Below are 16978 nucleotides of genomic sequence, written 5' to 3' on the forward strand. Positions count from 1 at the left end.
GTCCTCAGGACCTAGGCGACGTCGATCGCGTCGAGCTCCGCGAACCCGGTGCTCTTCCCGTACGAAATGATGTTGTTCCCGCTCTTGAGGGTGACGACGCGTTCGGTGGTCTGCCAATTGTCCCAGCCGGTGAAGGGGTAATCGACGGTGCCGGACGCGACGCCGTTGACGGTCAGGCTGTGGCTCGCCGCGCCGGAGTCGGTGCCGTTGGCGAAGCGGGTGAAGAGGCGGTAGTCGCCGGCGCGCGGCACGTAGACCGTGAACGACACCCGGCTGTCGGCGAAGTCGATGCCGCCGACCACCACACCGTTGCTCGCGCCGCCCGCCGCATACCGGGCGTTCGCGCGGGCGAAGTCGGCGTCCTCGGCCTCGTACCGGATCTTGGCGCCTTCGACGATGGGCCGGCTGCCCTGCCAGTGGAGCCGCTGCGAGTACACGGCCCGGTAGGTGAAATCGGCGTTCCAGCCGTGGAAGAGGATCCGGTCCCTGCCGTCCGGCCCGGTCACGACGTCCTGGCCGCCGGGTCCCCGGACGGCTCCGGCGAACGCGTCGGTGGTCATCAAGGGCGCAGGAGCCTTCGTGTACGGGCCGCGCAGGCTCGGCGCCGTCGCATAGCTGCTGACGTAGCTGCCGTTGCCGAAGAAGTTCGCCGAGTAGAACAGCACGTACGTGCCCGCCCGCTTGACCAGCGTCGGCGCCTCGACGAGGGTGCCCTCGAACGGCTTGTTCTGCTTGATCAACTGGATCTCGGCGCCGATGCGCCGCAACCCGTCGGCGCTGACCTGCTGCAGGCGCAGCCAGGTGTCCTGGGCGCAGCAGTTGCCGTCGTTCTTCCACAGGATGTAGCGGCGCCCGTTCTCGGTGTACGAGGACGCGTCGATCGCGCCACCGATCTCCGGGGTGCAGACCAGCGCGGTGTCGTGGGGCGTGAACGGCCCGCCCGGCGTGGTGGCGGTCGCCGCGCCGATGCACTGCTTGCCGGACGCGCGGTCGTGCGCCGTGTACCACATGACGAAGCTGCGCGGCCCGGCCTGGAACACCTCCGGCGCCCAGACGCCGTGGTCGTCGGGCCCGCCGGGCGGGAACGACCAGTCCGGGTCGGCCCACGCGCCGAGCTGCGGCAGCGCGTCGGTCTGCTGCACCTGCCAGGTGACCAGGTCGGTGGAGGTGGCCCACTGGATGTTGCGGCCCGCGCTGTTGGTGGCGTAGGCGTAGTAGGTGCGGCCGGCCTTCATGACGTCCGGGTCGGCGAAGTTCTGGTCGATGACCGGGACGATCGGCGAGGGCGCGGCGGTTTTCTCCGTGGTCGCCGGGGCGGCTGGTGCCGCTGAGGTGGCGGCCTGGGAAGGGCCGACGGGCAGGCTCGCGGCCAGGGTGAGCGTTGCGGCGACGGCGGTCACCGAGCGAAGGATCATGTCATCTCCACGGGGGTCGATGGATTCCCAAGCACGATCATGCCCCGGATTCGATGATCGATACTGATGTGGTGCTTCCCGCTTTTGAACTCGCCGTCCAGGACATCCACGGCCTGTCGGTGGCCGCCCGCCTCCCCGTCGACCGGATCGAGCTGTGCGCCGCGCTCGCGGTCGGCGGCCTGACCCCGTCGCTCGGCCTGGTCGAGGCCGCCGCCGGCACGCCCGGCATCCCGCCGGTGCACGTCCTCGTGCGCCCGCGGCCGGGCGGTTTCGACTACGACGCCGAGGAGTGCGATCTGATCGTCCGCGACGTGCGCCACGTGCTGTCGGCGGGCGCGCACGGCGTCGTGATCGGCGGCGTCCGCGGCGACCGGATCGACACCGACCTGCTGAAACGGATCATCGAAGAGGCCGGCGGCGCCGACGTCACCTTCCACCGGGCCTTCGACACGCTCCCCGATCCGGCATCGGCGCTCGACCTTCTGGCCACGTCGGGGGTACGGCGGGTGCTCACCTCGGCCGGCGCCGACGCCGTGGGCCACGCGTTGCCGGCCCTGGCCTCCCTGGTCCGCGCGGCCGCGGGTGGCATCGAGATCATGGCGGGCGGCGGCGTCCACCCCGAACTCGTCCCCGACCTGGTCGCCACCGGCGTCGCCGCGATACACGCCTCCGCGAAACGCACGGTCGCCGACACCGTGACGGTGGGCCTCGGCACCGCCGCCCCGGCCGGCGCCCCCACCCGCGAGACCACCGACGAGGCCCAGGTCGAGCGGATCCTGGCGGCGCTGGGCCGCTGACCCCGGGTCCGGCATCCGACATCGACGCGGGTCCGGGACCGGTGTCTTACTGAGGGGATGGACTGGTCCGGCTGGGACACCGCCCTGAAGGTGCTGCGCGATCCGCTGACCGCGCTCTTCGCCGGCGTCTTCCTTGCCCTCCTCGCCGCCCGCGCGCTGCGCCTGCTGGTCCGCTGGACCCTGATCATCGCGGCGCTGGGGCTGTTCGTCTGGGCACTGATCCGCTACGAGGCGGTCCGGGACGTCACGGTCACCGGGCTCGGCGTCGGGCTCAAGGCGCTGCTGGCGCTCTTCTGCCTGATCGCGGTGGTCGCGGTCGCGGCGATCGTCGCGGTCGTGGTGATGTATCTGCACGCCGAGGCGGCGGGCCGGCCCCGCGACCGCGGCACCCCGCTGCGGCACCCCGCCCCGGAGCCGGACGGCATCGAGGTGGATCCGGGTGACGCCGGCGCGGCCACCGAGTTGGTACGGGCCGCCGAGCAGGTGAACCGGCTGTCGGAGCGGCTCATGGCGATCCTGGAGCGGGTCTTCGAGGGCGCCACCGACACCGACCGGGCCCCGCAGGCCGCCGGGATCCTGCTGCGCGGCTACTTCACCGGCCTGCGCCCCTGGCAGCCGGAGATCCGCCGGATCCACCACGACGGCGACCTGCTGCTGCGCCGGCTCGCCACCACCCTGCCCGGCATCGCCGACCAGGACCGCCGCACCCTGATCGCCATGTCCCGGGAGCCGGTGTGGCTGCCGGACCGGCACTACTGGCAGGAGCTGGCCGACGACGTGCCGGTGCCGTACTTCGCGGTCCGGGTGCTGTGCCTGAACCGCCGGTGGCGGGAGGTCGCGACCGTGCTGTTCAAGACCTACTACGCGGGCTGCCTGATCGCGGAGTACGCCGAGTCCGCCTGATGGCCGGAAAACGCGGGCCTCTAACGGGGAACCCCCGGCGTGTGCGCGAAGAAAAATGCGCAAATCGGCTCTAACGTTCTCGAAACGGCCAGATCACGAGGCCGTTCCGTCACACGAAAGGGAGTCGATCCATGAAGAAGACCACCGTGAAGCGCCCGTACGAGGCCCCCACCGCGAAGGCGCTCGGTGAGTTCCGGACCGAGACCGGCCTGCTCGGGCGGCACGGCAACGACCGCCTCATCCTCTCCAAGAACTGACGTTCGACCCGTCCTCATGTCAAACGTGATCGACATGCTGGGAAACGGCGAGTCCTTCTTCGTGGTCCTTCCGGACCACGACGGGGGCCTCGCCGTGGCCCGGCGTCTGAACTCCCCCGGCATCCGTACCGTCGCGCACGCGTCCGGGCGGCCCTGGCTCGTCGGCCGCTGGCCCGATGACCAGGTCACCGTGGCGCGGGCCGGCACCGCCCGGCTCGCCGTGATCGGCACCTGCGCGACCACCGAACTCGAACTGACCCGCTGCGCCGGGCGGCTCACCGGCGTCACCGGGCTCGACACCTTCGCCGCGGCGCTGAGCGGCAGCTTCCACCTGGTGGCCGCCGTCGACGGCCGGCTGCGGGTCCAGGGCAGCGCCTCCGGGCTGCGGCTCGTCCACCACGCCGTGATCGGCGGCGTCCGGGTGGCCGCCGACCGGGCCGACGTGCTGGCCGCGCTGCTCGGGGCGGCGGTGGACGATCGGCAGGTCGCCGTCCGGCTGCTCTGGCCCACACCGCACCCGCTGCTGGACACGCCGATGTGGCACGGCGTGCACGGCGTCCCGGCGGGCCGCTACCTGCTGGTGCACCGCGACGGCCGGGACGTCGACCTGCCGCAGTGGTGGGAGCCGCCGGAGCCGGTACGGTCGCTGGCCGAGGGCGCCCCGCTGGTCCGCGACGCCCTCGCCGACGCGGTGCGCGCCCGCACCGCCGCCGGCGGCTCGGTCAGCTGCGACCTGTCCGGCGGCCTCGACTCGACCTCCCTGGCCTTCCTGGCCGCTTCCGTCGGCAGCACCCCAACCGGCAGCGGCGGCGCGGCGGGCGGTGGCCGGCTTCGGCTCATCGCCAACACCTGGCCCGGGCTGGACCCGGCCGACGACGACCTGGTGTGGGCGCGGCGGGCGGCGGCCCGGCTGCCCGGCGTCGAGCACGTGGTCTGGCGGGCCGAGGAGTCGCCGCTGGTCTACGAGGGTCTGCTGGACATCGACGACCCCCTGGACGAGCCCACCATCGGGATGATGGACCGGGCCCGCGTCCTCAGCCACCTGCCCCGCCTCGCCGCGGCCGGCAGCCGGCTGCACCTGACCGGCATCGGCGGGGACCACGTCGCCTGGTGCTCGGAGGCCTACTACCACCGGCTGCTGCGCCGGGCCCCGCTCACGGCGATCGGGCAGCTGCGCGGGTTCCGGGCCCTGTTCGACTGGCGGCTGCGCCCGATGCTGGCCGCGCTCGCCGACGGCCGGCCGTACCGCCGCTGGCTCGCCGACGCCGCCCGGGACCTGCGCGAGCCGATGCAGCCGCCGGTCGCCGGCACGCTCGGTTGGAACGCCGCGCCACGGCTGTTCCCGTGGGTCACCTCGTACGCGGCGGGTCTGGCAGCGGACGCGCTGCGCGAGGCGGCCATCACGGCGCGGCCGATCAGCGACGACCGGGGCCTGCACACCGACCTCGAGCAGATCCGGACCACCGCCCGGATCCTGCGGCAGTGGGAGCAGATGAGCGCCCGGATCGGCCTGCCGATGGCCTCGCCGTTCCTCGACGACCGGGTGATCGCCGCCTGCCTGTCGGTGCGCCCGCAGGAGCGGGTCACCCCGTGGCGGTACAAGCCGCTGCTCGTCGAAGCCATGCGCGGGATCGTGCCGGACGAGTGCCTGGCCCGGACCACCAAGGCGCAGGCCGCCCTCGACGCGGCACGGGGACTGCGGGAGAACCGGGCTCCGCTCATCGCGATGTGGCAGGAGTCCCGGCTCGCCGGGATGGGCCTGGTGGACCGTGACCACCTGATCGGGCTGACCGACCGGGGCGACGACCCGGCACTGCGTCACGCCGTCCTGTATTCGACCATCGGCTGCGAAGTGTGGCTGCGCGGGCGCCCGCCCGGCGCCGCACCGGAGAGGAGCCTCGGCGATGTCGCTTCGGCTGCACCCTGACCTGACCACGGCGTCCACCGACTACGGCACGGTCCTGCTCGACGGCCGGGCCGGCCGGTACTGGCAGCTCAACCCGACCGCCTCGGTGATCGTGCAGGTCATCGCGGACGGCGGGGACCGCACGCTGGCCGTCGACGTGCTCTGCGGCCAGTTCGACGTGGACGCCGAGCACGCGGAGCGCGACGTCGACGCGTTGGTCGCCGAGCTCACTGCGGCGGGCCTGGTGATCGGCTCATGAGCACCCCGGCCGCGCTGACCCGGCCGGCGCGGCCGGGGACCCCCGGCCGGCGGCTGATGGCACGCTCCGCCGTCCTGGCCGCGCACGGGCTGGCGACGCTGCCGCCGGCCCGGCTCCGGGCGGTGCTGGCCGTGCTGCGCCGGGGCGCCGGGCCGGCCACGTACGCCGAGGCCGAGGCGGCCCGGAACCTGGTGCTCGCGGTCAGCCTGCGCTGCCTGGGCCCGAAGGGCTGCCTGCCCCGCTCGCTCGCCACCGTCCTGCTGTGCCCGGCCGCCGGGCGCTGGCCCACGTGGTGCGTCGGCGTCCGGGTGGCGCCGCCGTTCGCCGCGCACAGCTGGGTGGAGGCGGAGGGCCGGATGGTCGGCGAGCCGATGCCGGCCGGCTATCTGGCGACGCTGTTCACCCTGCCCCCGCATGTTCGCTGAGTCCGCCCGCGGTCTGCTCGGTCTCGTCGCCGGGCACCGCCGCCGGATCGCGGTGGCGGTGGCGCTCACCCTCGGCGGGTCGGCGCTGGGCCTGGCCCAGCCGCTGCTGGTCCGGGAGATCGTCGAGGCCACCGGCGCCGGCCGTCCGCTCGCCGTCCTGGTGACGGTGCTGGTGGCGCTCTTCGCGGCGCAGGCCGTGGTCCAGGCGGTCGCGAGCTACCTGCTGGCCCGGGCCGGGGAGCACATCGTGCTCGGGATCCGGCTCAACCTCATCCACCACCTGCTGCGGCTGTCCATGCCGTGCCACGACCGGTACCGGACCGGGGATCTGATCTCCCGGGCCGGCACCGACAGCTTCGCCCTGCGCCGGGTCGTCGCCGACGGCTGCGCCGACGCGGTGACCGGTGTGGCCGGGCTGGCCGGCGCCGTGGCCGTGCTGATCTGGCTCGACCCGGTGCTGTTCCTCGTCGTCGCGGTGCTGGTCGCGACCGGCCTGACCACGCTGGTGCCGGTGATGCGCGGCCTCGGGGCGGCCGCGCACGCCGGTCAGCAGGCCGTCGGCGAGATGGCGGGCGACCTGGACCGGGCGCTGTCGGCGCTGCGCACGGTCCGGGCGAGCGGCGCCGAGCAGCGCGAGGCCGAGCGGATCGGGGCCCGCGCCCGCACGGCCTTCGAGCAGGGACTGCGCACGGCACGCCTGAACGCCGCGGTCGGGCCGGCCGGCCACCTCGCCGTGGACGGCTCGTTCCTGACCGTGTTGCTCGTCGGCGGCGTACGGGTCAGCACCGGGCAGAGCACGCTGGCCGATCTGGTCGCTTTCCTGCTCTACATCACCTACCTGGCGGTGCCGATCAGCTCGGTCTTCCAGGCGCTGAGCGCGGTGCAGGAGAGCGGCGGCGCGCTGCGCCGGATCAACGAGGTCCTGGCGCTGCCGGTGGAGGCCGACACGCCCCCGCCGGTGATCGCCGCCCGCCGTCCCGAGCCGGCGCCGATGCTCGAGTTCCGCGACGTGAGGTTCGGCTACGACCCCGGCCGGCCGGTGCTGCGCGGCGTCTCGTTCCGGCTGCCCGAACGCGGGCACATCGCGCTGGTCGGCGGCTCCGGCGCCGGCAAGTCCACGATCTTCGCCCTGGCCGAGCGGTTCTACGACCCGGACAGCGGCGAGATCCTGCTCGGCGGCGCCGACGTCCGCACCCTGCGCCGATCCGCGTGCCGGGCCATGATCGGCCTGGTCGAGCAGCACTCCCCGGTGTTCCACGGCACCCTGCGCGAGAACCTCACCTATGCCGCGCCGGACGCCCCGGACCACGAGATCGACCGGGTGCTGCGCCTGGCCAACCTCGACGACCTCGTCCGCCGGCTGCCGGACGGCACGGACAGCCCGCTCGGCGACCGCGGCGTGCGGCTCTCCGGCGGGCAGCGCCAGCGCATCGCCGTGGCCCGCGCGCTGCTCACCCGGCCCGCGCTGCTGCTCATGGACGAGCCGACGGCCCACCTCGACCCGGACAACGAGCAGGCACTGCGGCGCGCCGTCGCGCAGGTGGCCCGGCACTGCGCGCTGCTCGTGGCGGCGCACCGCTTCTCCACGGTGCGCGACGCCGACCAGGTCGTCGTCCTCGACGAGGGCCGGGTCGTCGCGGTCGGCGACCACGAGGAGCTGCTGACCCGCAGCCCCTACTACCGCCGGCTGGCTAGGGCCGGGGCGCGGGGGTAGACCGCAGCCGGGAGGTGGTCGCGTACTGCAGCAGCGGCCGGTAGACGCGGATCGAGTCGGTGAGGCTGCCGAAGTGCGAGCCGGCGTTGCCGTCGAGGTAGGTGGCCGGGATCGTCACCTCCTCGATCGGCCGGCCGCGTCCCACCGCGTCGAGCAGGACGTTCATCTCGTACTCGAAGCGCTCCCCCGGAATCGTGCGCAGGTGCTCGATCGAGTCCGCCGGGAAGGCTCGCAGGCCGGTCTGGGTGTCCGACACGTCGTGGCCGGTCGCGGCCCGGAACAGCGCCCGGGTGAGCGTGTTGCCGAACCGGCTGCGCGGCGGCATGTCCTCGAACGACCGGACGCCCAGCACGACGGCGCCGCGTCCGGTGCGGGCGGCGATGCGGCCGATGTCGCCGGCGTGGTGCTGACCGTCCGGGTCGGCGCAGATCACGTCGGTTCCCGGGTGCTCCGTCACGGCGTACCCAAGACCGGTTTTGATCGCAACGCCCTTGCCCTGATTGACCTGATGCCGCAGCACGGCACAGCCGAGCCGGCGGAGAACGCCGAGGGCCGTGTCCGCATCCGGGCCGCTGCCGTCGTCCACCACGACGATCCGGGCCGGCGCGAAGCCCTCGGCGAGCAACGCGGTCACCAGATCGTGCAGGGAGGGCTGGGGCCGGAACACCGGCAGCAGCACGACGGGCTTCTCTTCCACACGATCCCCCAATGTCGACATCCGGTCGGCCGCTTCATACCCCGCCGGCGCGACGGTCACGCTGCCCCTACCCCCGATCGGGTGGTCAGCACCAGTGACCTGCCCGGACGGGCTCGGCAGAGTCGGCTCATGACATCGATTCGCTTCATCGCCGCCGCGCTCTGCGGCGCGCTGCTGGCGGGTGCGGCCCCGGCGCCGGTCTCCGCGGGCGGCATCCTTCTCTCCGCCACGACGGTGGCCCGGTTCGACGCCGGACAGGTGGCCGGCTATCTCGACGGTCACGACCTGGACTCCTCGAAGGTCCGCTTCGGCGTCGACGCGTCCCGGATCGTCTACCGGACCGTCGATCCGGCCGGCCGGCCCACCACCGCGAGTGCCCTCGTGGTGCTGCCCCGCCGGGCGCAGCGCACCCTTCCGCAGGCCACCTGGTTGCACGGCACGACGGCCTACCGCGGCTCGGTCGCCTCGGTCGCCGACGGCAGCGACCGGGCCGCGGCGCTGCTGTTCGCCTCGGCCGGTTTCCTCACCACGGCTCCGGATTACCTCGGCCTGGGCGTCGGTCCGGGATTCCATCCGTACGCGCACGCCGCCTCGACGGTCACCGCCTCCGTCGACGCGCTGCGGGCCGCCCGGGAGTTCGCGGCCCGGCACGGTCATGACCCGGCGCCGCGCGTCTTCGTCACCGGCCATTCGCAGGGCGGGCACGCCACCATGGCGCTCGGCCGGGCCCTGCAGCGGGGCGCCGATCCCCGCCTGCGGCTCGGCGGGCTCGCCCCGATCGCCGCGCCGCTGCGCCCGAGCACGCTGATCGCCGACGCGGTGGACGGCGAGATCGCGAACGGGGTCGCCTACCTCGCCTACTGGACGGTCGCCTGGAACCGCATACACGGCTGGTACGGCGCCCCGGCCGAGGCGTTCCGGGACCCGTCCGTGGAGGCGCTCTTCGACGGCGACCACCGCAACGAGGACATCTTCCCCCGGCTGCCCGCCACGGTGGCCGACCTGTTCACCCCGGCCCAGCTCGACCGGGTACGCCACCCCTCCGGCGCAATCCGCGCCGCCCTGGCCGAGGCCGACGCGTTCTGCGACTGGCGCCCCCGCGTGCCGGTCACCCTCTACGCCTCCGGCGGCGACCGCGACGTGCCGATCGCCAACTCGGCCGGCTGCCGCGATCGGCTGCGCGGCCACGGCGCCCGCGCCGCGCTGGTCGACCTCGGCGCCGGCGTCGACCACGGGATGGCGCCCGAACTGGCCCTGCCCCGCATCCTGACCGATTTCCTCCACTCCTGACCCGAATGGTCACGATCGATGGACGTGTGATTTGATGATCGCGAGGCCGGACATCTCCCCCCGTGGATGTCCGGCCTCCCTTCAGGATCGCCGGCATGCCTCTGCTGTGGCGCGACGACGGGGCCGGCAGCTTTGAGGAGACGCCGGAGATCCTCCGCCGGCGGAGTCCGCCCGGTGGGGCGCTCGCGGTGCCGGCGACGGGCCGGTCAGTTCGCCGAGGAAGGCGTTCGGGTCGTACGGCCGCGCCGCGCCGGCCGCCCGCCACGGCCGCGCCCTCACCCCCGGCGAGTCCCCTCGCCGCAGCGCTCCCCGGTGAGATCGTCGCCGTGAGCGACGCCCGGGGGCGCGTGCTCGCCGCGCCGATCCACGCCCGCACGCCCGTACCCGCCTTCGACACCGCGGCGATGGACGGATACGCCGTCGCCGGATCGGGCCCGTGGACCATCACCCGGCAGATCGCCGGCCGTCCCGCCACCCCGCTGCCGGTGGTCGCCGTCACCGGCAGCGCCGCCCTGATGAAGGGCGGCGTCCGGATCGTGCCGGTACGCCACCACGGGGAGGCCGCCCGGATCGTCGCGGTGAAGGGCTCCGCCGGCCTGCGGGCGGCGGCCGTGGCCGACGCTCTCGCCGTGCTGCCCGGCGACTGGGCCGATGACCGGCCCGCCGCGCTGCTGACCATTCCATGACCCGCCGCGGCGGTCCCACGACCTGCCTCGACGGTCCCAAAGCCCGCCCGGCGGTTCCACGACCCGCACCGGCGGTCCCACGACCTGCCGCGGCGGTGACCGGCGGTGCGCCGGCGCGGCGGTGACCGGCGGTCACCGGCGGTGCGCCGGCGCGGCCACCGTCAGCGAGTGGCCGGCGGGCCGAACAGCAGGGTCACCGCGCCCGGCGCGTGGACGAACTCGTCGACGATCGGGAGCCCGCACCGGCGGGCCGCGGCGGCGGTGCGGCCGTACATCTCGGTGTTCCAGATGATGACGGCGACGACTCCGCCGTCGGTCAGGCTGTCCCCGCACCGGCGGACCAGGCGGGCGGCCGCCCGCAGCGGCAGGTAGTAGATCACCTCGCGGAGCAGGATCAGGTCGTAGCGGCCGGTGATCGGGTAGGACACCACGTCGGCGACGTCGTAGGCGCTGTCGGGGCGCCCGAGGGCCCGGGCCCGCGCGATCGCGTCCGGGCTGATGTCGACACCGTGGTAGAGCGCGTAGCCGCCGGCCTCCAGATGCAGGTTCTGGGTCGTGCCGCAGCCCAGATCCAGGATCCTGCCGCCGTCGGCGAACTTGGTGATCAGCGTGTTGGGCAGGTCGTCCTGGCTGGTGTCGAGGAAGTCCCAGCGCCCCGCGGCGTACTCCGAGTCCCAGAGCCGGCGCCGGACCGTGGCCGGCGCCCATCGCTTGACGGTCCGGACCGCGGTGAGGACGATACGGCGCCGCAGAGGCGGCGTCTGCGGGGCCGTCATCGCACCGCCCCATTTTCCGAACTATTCGCCATGCGGCATCCTCCCCCGTTGTGGAATCCCATTCGCATCGACGCTAACGAATCGTGGAAATGCGGGCAACGACGCTTGGACGGGTCACTAGAACCGCAATTCGAGAGGAAGTATCACGCCGGCCGCGGTGGCGCCCCACGGCATCTCCTGCCGGCGCAACCCCAGCAGCAGGGCGAGCGGCCCGGACCGGTGGTGGGGATCGTCGAGGCGGTGCCAGGGGATCTCCACCCGGATCACGTCCCGCCCTTCCTCGCGGTGGGCCGAGGCGGTGGCATCCCGGCCGGCGCCGCCCGCCGGCAGGTCGGCGATCGAGTAGTCGTCGAACTGCACCGGCTGATCCGGGCCGTGGAAGAACACCTCCCACCGGTGATCGCCGAAGTTGCACGAGACGGCGGTCATCCAGCCCGGCTCCGCGGCGGAGACGGACAGCTCGATACTCAGCGCGTGCCGGCCGGCGGACAACTCCACATGGCCGGTGAGAGGCTGGCCGGGCCGCGATCGGTGGATGACACGCGGAGCCCGCGCCCCGCCGTCGCCGGGCACGGCGACCGTCACCGCGGGCCCGCCCACCGGCACCGTCAGCGCGGCCGTGCCCAGCCGGCGCAGGACGTCCAGCGGGCCCTCCCGCCGCACGACCAGCTCGCCGGGGTGCCAGCCCAGGTCCGTCAGGAACCCCTCGACACCGTCCCACCACAGGTCGACCGGGAGTACGGCGGGCCGCTGGAAGGTGCCGAGCGCCGCGGCGAACGGGTCGTGGCCGAGCAGGTCCAGCGAGGCGGCCCGGAGGAAGCCGACGATGTCGGCGCTGCGGGTCACGTCGATCAGCGCGCGCAGGACGGCCGGATCGAACCCCGGCAGCGCGCACATCCGGCGCACGCTCGCCAGCTCGTCGAGGCGAATGGTCCCGGCGGGGAGCGGGAACACCGTCCGGACGTAGTCGCCGAACAGGTGCGCGGCCTGGATCAGCACGGCGGCCTCGGGGCGCAGGACGGCGATGCCGGGGGGCAGCAGGGCGGTGCCGTCGGGCGCGGTGACCGGAGCCGACGGCACCAGGTGCGGGGCGAGGTCGGTGAACCGCACGTGGTGGTGGGGCAGCGCCACCTCGTGGGCCCAGGCTCCCGGATGAGCCGCCGGATCGACGGCGCCCGCCGGCAGCGGGGACCAGTGCGGGACCGGGAAGTAGGAGTGGATCTCGATCATGCCGTGGTCCGGCGCGACCATCCGGGCGTACTCGTCGAGCACCTCGGTGGGACCCTGCACCGCGAAGCCGAGCCCCCGCGCCACCCGGGCCAGGGCCGCCGGGTCGTCCGGGACGACGTCGAGGTCGCCGCTGTAGCGCACCGCGTCGGGATCCCCGGTCAGGGCCATCAGCGTGAACCCCTTGAGCGGGATGAGGGGCTGCGTGCCGCCGTCCTCGCGCAGGGCGGCCGCCAGCCGCCGCGTCAGCTCGGCGCGGCGGCGCACCTGCGTACGGATGTCGCGGATCCGCTCCTCCGCCCGGCGTGCCAACCCGGGGTGGCGCCGGCCGTGCTCGCTGTCCCGGATCCGGGTCCAGAAGCGGCCGTCGAGCCGGTGCGCGTGCAGGGCCGTGAACAACTCGTCCGGATCGACGGCGCCCAGATCGGGTGTCACGTCGTCGCGGCCGGCGGCCCAGAGCAGCGAACTCACCTTCGGGTCGTCGATGGCGCGCGGGGGCGGTGCCGTCACTGTCATCCCGTGGTCCCCTTTACCTCGTCCGAGCGGGCGTCACCGAGCGGCCACGCTAACAGCGGACGGGGCCCGGCCGGCGGTCATCGGCGGGCCGCCACGGGGGATCTGGATGGTCGTCTAATCATCGGCCCATCCGCGCGTCGCCGGCGGATGCCCGCGCGCGATGTGGATAGGTTGCGTTCGATGCGCGCGCCCGTTCCGGGCGGCGGCGCGGACGTGACGATGAAGGGACAGCGCCGGGATGCACGACGACGACCGATGGTTCGGCCGGTTCCGGGAAGTACCGGTGGCGGTGTCGGCCGGGGTGCTGGTCAATGCGGTCTTCACCGGCCTGGTGACGGTCACCCTGCCGCTGGAGCTGGCCGGGCAGGGCGCGAGCAAGGGGCAGATCGCCGCCTTCTTCATCATCGGGGCGCTCACGGCCGCGACCCTGGTGCTCACGGTCGGGCCGGTGGTGCGCCGGATCGGCGTACCCCGATGGAGCTTGACCCTGTGCGCGGTGGTCTCCGCCGGAGGGCTCGTCGTGGTCGCCGCCGGCGGACCGGCATGGCGGCTCCATCCCGCGGCGGCGCTGGTGATGACCATGAGCTTGACGTATCCGCTCTACGTCGCCGTGGCGAGCAACCTGGCCGGCGCGTCCGCGGCGCGGATCGTCGCCGTCCTGCGGACGATCTTCGTGGCCGGGTATCTGGGCGGGCTGGGGGTGTTCTCGCTCGCCGCGGCGGCGGAACAGGCGTTCGGCCCGGTGGCCGCACCGATCCGGTGGGCGATCGGGCTGGCCCTCGGCGCCGCCCTGGTCGCTCAGCTGCCCCGGCCCGCGGCAGCCGGTGGCGCCGCCGCGGCGGACGGGAGCGCGGCGGCCGGCGCCGCGCGGACCACGAAGCTCGTCGTTCTCGCGGCCGCGCTGGCGGTGCTGCTCATGCGGGCCGCCGACAGCCTGCGGCAGGTGTACCTGCCGTTGTACGCGCTCGGCGAGGACATCCCCCAGCCGCTGATCTCCACCCTGTTCGCCGTCACCGTCGCGGTCGAGGTGCTCGTGCTGGCGCCGCTGAGTTCGATCAGCGACCGTTTCGGGAGCCGGTGGACGCTGCTCGGTGTCTGCGTCACCGGCGTGTTGTCCTTCGCGACGGTGGCCCTGGGCGGCGGCTATCCGATGCTGGTGTTCTCCCAGGCGTTGTACGCGGTCTTCGCCGCCGGTTTCCAGAGCATCGGCATGGTGCTGCTGGGCGACTCCCTGAGGTCGGGGTTGAGCGGCGGAGCCGGCGCCTACACCGCGGTGATCCAGGTCGGCGCCACCGTCGGCATCGTCGCCCCACTGGTCGTTCCCGGCTACAGCGTCGCGGTGTTCTGGATCGCGGTCCTGTTCTGCCTGGGGGCGGCCGCGTTGCTGCTGGCGGATCCCCTGCTGCGCGGCCGGCGGCGGCGCCCGGCCCACGACCACGCGCACTGATCGGCTCAGCGTCCGGAGAACAGGATCCGGTCGCCCTCCACGGCCGCCCGGACACCGGTGAGGTCGGCGACCCAGCCGTCGCTGAGCGGCACCGCGGGCGCCCCGCCACCGACCTGGATCCGGTGTGCCCCGGCGCGCGCCGCCGCGAGCAGCCCGACCTCGGCGTCCTCGAAGACCACGCAGTGCCGCGGCAGCACACCGAGCTTCTCCGCGGCCAGCAGATAGCCCTGGGGGTCGGGCTTGCCGGCCAGCACGTCGTCAGCGGTGATCATCAAATCCGGGACCGGCAACCCGGCCGCCTCGATGCGTGCCCGGGCGATGCCGGCGGCGCCGGAGGTCACCACGGCCCACGAGCCCGGCTCGAGCACGTTCAGGAGGTCGGCGGCGCCCGGCACGGCACGCACCTTCGGCAGTGCCGCGACGTCGAGTTCCGCGATGCGGTCCAGCTCCGGGCCCGGGTCGGTGCCCGGCAGGGCCAGCGCCAGGATGTCGGTGTCGCGCCGGCCGTGCGACAACGCGATGACATGGTCCGGGTCGAGGCCCCGTTCCACCGCCCAGGTCCGCATGCACCAATCGATCGCCGCCATGGAGTCGACGAGCACGCCGTCGAGGTCGAATAGGGCGGCGGTAACGGGTCCGATGGTCCACCTGGCCAATGTCGCTCCCGTGTGTCTGCTGTTTCGGATAGGCGCCGGGCAATTCCGGTGACCCGGTCACGGTATCGCCGGAAGGAATTGTGAAACGACATCTCAGCACCCATATTGAACGGTTCACTAAGGCTGGCTTCACCTCGATTCCGGCGCCCCTGAATCGTGTTATGTTCCGTCACCGAATGCTTTCATCGGCAGGAAGGATCGGGAGATGCGCCAGAACGGTGGCACGCCGGTATTCGTGATCCCCCACTACTGCCGGTCGGCCGCCTCCTGGGACCATCTGCACGCCACCGTCGACAGCCTGCTGCGGCAGAGCGACCCCGGCTGGCACGCCGTGGTGGCCGACGACGCGTCGCCCGGACCGGACGTCCAGCACGGCCTCGAGAGGATCCGCGCGATCGACCCGGAACGCATCACGGTCATCCGCGCCGGGAGCCGGGGCGGGCCGGGCGCCCGGCGCAACGACGGCGTGCGGTGGGCGGCGCGGCGGGGCGCCCCGTTCGTGCTCTTCCAGGACTCCGACGACCTGGCGCATCCGGAGCGGCTGCGGCGCACCCGGCGCCTGCTCGACGAACGGCCGGACATCGACATGGTGTACTCCAGTTTCTCGGTCATCGACGAGACCGGCACCGTCGTACCGAGGCGGGAGCTCACCCCCTCGGTGCAGGAGATCCTGGAGTCGCACGAGAATCCCCTGCAGGGGCCGGCGGCGTGGATCCCGATCGGCGTCGAACGCGGTTACACGACGCTGACCTCGACGGTGTCGGTGCGGACCGCGCTGGCAGCCCAGCACCCGTTCCCCGCCACCCATGTCGCCGAGGACGACCACGCCTGGTTCCGGCTGCTGGCCGCGGGCGACGGCCTCGGCTTCCTGCCGGACACCGAGGCCGCCTACCGGATCCCCCGCGCCGGCCAGGGCTCGGCGAGCCGGGACGAGCACGGATCCTCGTTCTATTGGGCGTCCGCCCTGATGGCGGCCGACGGCTTCAGCCGGGCCCTGGCCATCGCGGAACGACGCGGGACGGTCGACGCCGCCGAGAGCGAGTCCCTGCGGCGGCGCTTCCACGACCGCCTGGCGGTGACGATGCACCGGGAGGGTGTCACGGAACTGGCCGCGGCGCTGCGCGCCCTCACGCTGCCCTGAGCGCCCGGCCGGCACCGGGCGTCAGGCCAGTTGGAAGACCATGACGCCGGCGACCACGGCGCACGCCGCCGCGACCCGTCCCGGCGTCACCCGCTCCCGGAAGACGACCGCGCCGATGACCAGGCTCACCACCACGCCGGTCTCGCGGAGCGCGGCGACGGCGGCCAGCGGCGCCATCGACTGCACCACGATGACGGCGCCGTAGCTGAGGGTCGAGATGACGCCCGCGCCCATCCCGGTTCGCCACTGCACGGCGACGGCATCGAGCAACCCGCGTCCGCGCAGCAGCAGCGCCCACCCGATCGCGACCGGCCCGAGCCCGGCGAACAGCCAGGCCGCATAGCCGAGAGGATCGCCGGACAGGCGCACCCCGACACCGTCCAGGATCGTGTACGCCGCGATCGACACCCCGGTCGCCAGCGCCGTCCACGGCCCGCGTGGCCCGCTGCGGGCGGCCGGCACGGCCAGCGCGAGCAGCCCCGCGGTGATCGCGGCCAGGCCGAGCAGCTGCGACCCGCCGAACCGCTCCCCGATCACCGCGATGGCGACGGACCCGCTGAACAGCACGGCGCTGCCGCGTGCCAGCGGATACATCTGCGAGAAGTCGCCGACCCGGTAGGAGGCCGCCAGCAGCGACAGATAGACGACGTGGACGATGATCGAGGCGCCGAGCCAGGGCCACGACGCCGGCGCCGGCGCCGTGACGAAGCCGAGGCACACCAGGCCGATGACCGCCTGGCCGGCGCCGATCAGCGCGAACCCGGCGTACGGATCGGAGGTCGCCTTCGCCAGCGCGTTCCAGGCGGCGTGCAGCGCGCCGGCCGCCAGCACCGTGACGAACGGCAGCCACCCGGTCAGGCGGCGCT

17 protein-coding genes are annotated in these 16978 nt (G+C 73.8%); 11 read left to right on the plus strand and 6 right to left on the minus strand.

What is annotated here, in order from left to right; all coding sequences use genetic code 11:
* Positions 1 to 11: 11 nt before the first annotated feature.
* Positions 12 to 1415 carry a family 43 glycosylhydrolase gene (locus tag AB0G10_RS14610; protein ID WP_360920271.1) on the minus strand — a complete coding sequence of 468 codons (1404 nt, stop codon included), beginning with the start codon at positions 1413 to 1415 and terminating at the stop codon, positions 12 to 14.
* A 53-nt stretch (positions 1416 to 1468) separates the two neighbouring features.
* Here AB0G10_RS14610 and AB0G10_RS14615 point away from each other — a divergent pair, with 53 nt between their 5' ends.
* From AB0G10_RS14615 to AB0G10_RS14645, 7 genes are all read left to right on the plus strand, one after another.
* The gene (locus tag AB0G10_RS14615) at positions 1469 to 2212 is read left to right on the plus strand and encodes a copper homeostasis protein CutC (protein WP_360920273.1); all 744 of its coding nucleotides are present in this window, start codon (positions 1469 to 1471) and stop codon (positions 2210 to 2212) included.
* Positions 2213 to 2269: 57 nt separating this feature from the next.
* Entirely contained in the window at positions 2270 to 3115 is an 846-nt protein-coding gene (locus AB0G10_RS14620; RefSeq protein ID WP_360920276.1) for a hypothetical protein, read from the plus strand.
* A 131-nt stretch (positions 3116 to 3246) separates the two neighbouring features.
* On the plus strand, positions 3247 to 3372 hold the full coding sequence (locus AB0G10_RS14625; RefSeq protein WP_360920278.1) for a keywimysin-related RiPP: 126 nt from the start codon (positions 3247 to 3249) through the stop codon (positions 3370 to 3372).
* Between the two features lie 34 nt (positions 3373 to 3406).
* Positions 3407 to 5299, plus strand: coding sequence for a lasso peptide isopeptide bond-forming cyclase (locus AB0G10_RS14630; protein ID WP_360920756.1), 1893 nt, complete (start codon positions 3407 to 3409; stop codon positions 5297 to 5299).
* On the plus strand, positions 5277 to 5537 hold the full coding sequence (locus AB0G10_RS14635) for a lasso peptide biosynthesis PqqD family chaperone (protein ID WP_360920280.1): 261 nt from the start codon (positions 5277 to 5279) through the stop codon (positions 5535 to 5537). Before AB0G10_RS14630 ends, AB0G10_RS14635 begins: the two co-directional genes overlap by 23 nt.
* Positions 5534 to 5962 carry a lasso peptide biosynthesis B2 protein gene (locus tag AB0G10_RS14640; protein WP_360920283.1) on the plus strand — a complete coding sequence of 143 codons (429 nt, stop codon included), beginning with the start codon at positions 5534 to 5536 and terminating at the stop codon, positions 5960 to 5962. The genes AB0G10_RS14635 and AB0G10_RS14640 overlap by 4 nt, the downstream gene beginning before the upstream one ends.
* On the plus strand, positions 5952 to 7676 hold the full coding sequence (locus AB0G10_RS14645; RefSeq protein WP_360920285.1) for an ABC transporter ATP-binding protein: 1725 nt from the start codon (positions 5952 to 5954) through the stop codon (positions 7674 to 7676). The genes AB0G10_RS14640 and AB0G10_RS14645 overlap by 11 nt, the downstream gene beginning before the upstream one ends.
* Here the strand turns inward: AB0G10_RS14645 and AB0G10_RS14650 are convergent.
* Entirely contained in the window at positions 7654 to 8373 is a 720-nt protein-coding gene (locus AB0G10_RS14650) for a glycosyltransferase family 2 protein (protein ID WP_360920287.1), read from the minus strand. The two genes, AB0G10_RS14645 and AB0G10_RS14650, sit on opposite strands and share 23 nt — an antisense overlap.
* 129 nt (positions 8374 to 8502) lie before the next feature.
* Here AB0G10_RS14650 and AB0G10_RS14655 point away from each other — a divergent pair, with 129 nt between their 5' ends.
* Positions 8503 to 9663 carry a lipase family protein gene (locus AB0G10_RS14655; RefSeq protein WP_360920290.1) on the plus strand — a complete coding sequence of 387 codons (1161 nt, stop codon included), beginning with the start codon at positions 8503 to 8505 and terminating at the stop codon, positions 9661 to 9663.
* A 95-nt stretch (positions 9664 to 9758) separates the two neighbouring features.
* Positions 9759 to 10349 carry a hypothetical protein gene (locus tag AB0G10_RS14660; RefSeq protein WP_360920291.1) on the plus strand — a complete coding sequence of 197 codons (591 nt, stop codon included), beginning with the start codon at positions 9759 to 9761 and terminating at the stop codon, positions 10347 to 10349.
* Positions 10350 to 10510: 161 nt separating this feature from the next.
* On the opposite strand, the gene AB0G10_RS14665 is transcribed toward AB0G10_RS14660, so the two are convergent.
* Positions 10511 to 11125, minus strand: coding sequence for a class I SAM-dependent methyltransferase (locus tag AB0G10_RS14665; protein ID WP_360920294.1), 615 nt, complete (start codon positions 11123 to 11125; stop codon positions 10511 to 10513).
* A gap of 117 nt (positions 11126 to 11242) precedes the next feature.
* Positions 11243 to 12868 carry a nucleotidyltransferase family protein gene (locus AB0G10_RS14670; RefSeq protein ID WP_360920296.1) on the minus strand — a complete coding sequence of 542 codons (1626 nt, stop codon included), beginning with the start codon at positions 12866 to 12868 and terminating at the stop codon, positions 11243 to 11245.
* A 238-nt stretch (positions 12869 to 13106) separates the two neighbouring features.
* On the opposite strand from AB0G10_RS14670, the gene AB0G10_RS14675 reads away from it, so the two are divergent.
* Entirely contained in the window at positions 13107 to 14315 is a 1209-nt protein-coding gene (locus tag AB0G10_RS14675) for an MFS transporter (protein ID WP_360920300.1), read from the plus strand.
* Positions 14316 to 14320: 5 nt separating this feature from the next.
* Here the strand turns inward: AB0G10_RS14675 and AB0G10_RS14680 are convergent, their stop codons facing one another.
* Positions 14321 to 14971, minus strand: coding sequence for an HAD-IA family hydrolase (locus AB0G10_RS14680; protein WP_360920301.1), 651 nt, complete (start codon positions 14969 to 14971; stop codon positions 14321 to 14323).
* A gap of 205 nt (positions 14972 to 15176) precedes the next feature.
* Between AB0G10_RS14680 and AB0G10_RS14685 the strand changes: the two genes are divergently transcribed.
* Positions 15177 to 16112 (plus strand): glycosyltransferase, encoded by a 936-nt coding sequence (locus AB0G10_RS14685; RefSeq protein WP_360920304.1) that lies wholly within the window; start codon positions 15177 to 15179, stop codon positions 16110 to 16112.
* Positions 16113 to 16133: 21 nt separating this feature from the next.
* Here AB0G10_RS14685 and AB0G10_RS14690 read toward each other — a convergent pair whose 3' ends face one another.
* Positions 16134 to 16943, minus strand: a complete 810-nt coding sequence (locus AB0G10_RS14690) for a hypothetical protein (protein ID WP_360920307.1) — start codon at positions 16941 to 16943, stop codon at positions 16134 to 16136.
* Positions 16944 to 16978 lie beyond the last annotated feature (35 nt).

The sequence above is a fragment of the Actinoplanes sp. NPDC023714 genome, assembly GCF_040639855.1.
Taxonomy (GTDB): Bacteria; Actinomycetota; Actinomycetes; order Mycobacteriales; family Micromonosporaceae; genus Actinoplanes.

Bases quoted from the DNA above. Each gene is read 5' to 3' on its own strand.
- AB0G10_RS14610 (WP_360920271.1), bottom strand. From the start codon at position 1,415: ATGATCCTTCGCTCGGTGACCGCCGTCGCCGCAACGCTCACCCTGGCC.
- AB0G10_RS14615 (WP_360920273.1), top strand. From the start codon at position 1,469: ATGATCGATACTGATGTGGTGCTTCCCGCTTTTGAACTCGCCGTCCAG.
- AB0G10_RS14620 (WP_360920276.1), top strand. From the start codon at position 2,270: ATGGACTGGTCCGGCTGGGACACCGCCCTGAAGGTGCTGCGCGATCCG.
- AB0G10_RS14625 (WP_360920278.1), top strand. From the start codon at position 3,247: ATGAAGAAGACCACCGTGAAGCGCCCGTACGAGGCCCCCACCGCGAAG.
- AB0G10_RS14630 (WP_360920756.1), top strand. From the start codon at position 3,407: ATGCTGGGAAACGGCGAGTCCTTCTTCGTGGTCCTTCCGGACCACGAC.
- AB0G10_RS14635 (WP_360920280.1), top strand. From the start codon at position 5,277: ATGTCGCTTCGGCTGCACCCTGACCTGACCACGGCGTCCACCGACTAC.
- AB0G10_RS14640 (WP_360920283.1), top strand. From the start codon at position 5,534: ATGAGCACCCCGGCCGCGCTGACCCGGCCGGCGCGGCCGGGGACCCCC.
- AB0G10_RS14645 (WP_360920285.1), top strand. From the start codon at position 5,952: ATGTTCGCTGAGTCCGCCCGCGGTCTGCTCGGTCTCGTCGCCGGGCAC.
- AB0G10_RS14655 (WP_360920290.1), top strand. From the start codon at position 8,503: ATGACATCGATTCGCTTCATCGCCGCCGCGCTCTGCGGCGCGCTGCTG.
- AB0G10_RS14660 (WP_360920291.1), top strand. From the start codon at position 9,759: ATGCCTCTGCTGTGGCGCGACGACGGGGCCGGCAGCTTTGAGGAGACG.
- AB0G10_RS14665 (WP_360920294.1), bottom strand. From the start codon at position 11,125: ATGACGGCCCCGCAGACGCCGCCTCTGCGGCGCCGTATCGTCCTCACC.
- AB0G10_RS14670 (WP_360920296.1), bottom strand. From the start codon at position 12,868: ATGACAGTGACGGCACCGCCCCCGCGCGCCATCGACGACCCGAAGGTG.
- AB0G10_RS14675 (WP_360920300.1), top strand. From the start codon at position 13,107: ATGCACGACGACGACCGATGGTTCGGCCGGTTCCGGGAAGTACCGGTG.
- AB0G10_RS14685 (WP_360920304.1), top strand. From the start codon at position 15,177: ATGCGCCAGAACGGTGGCACGCCGGTATTCGTGATCCCCCACTACTGC.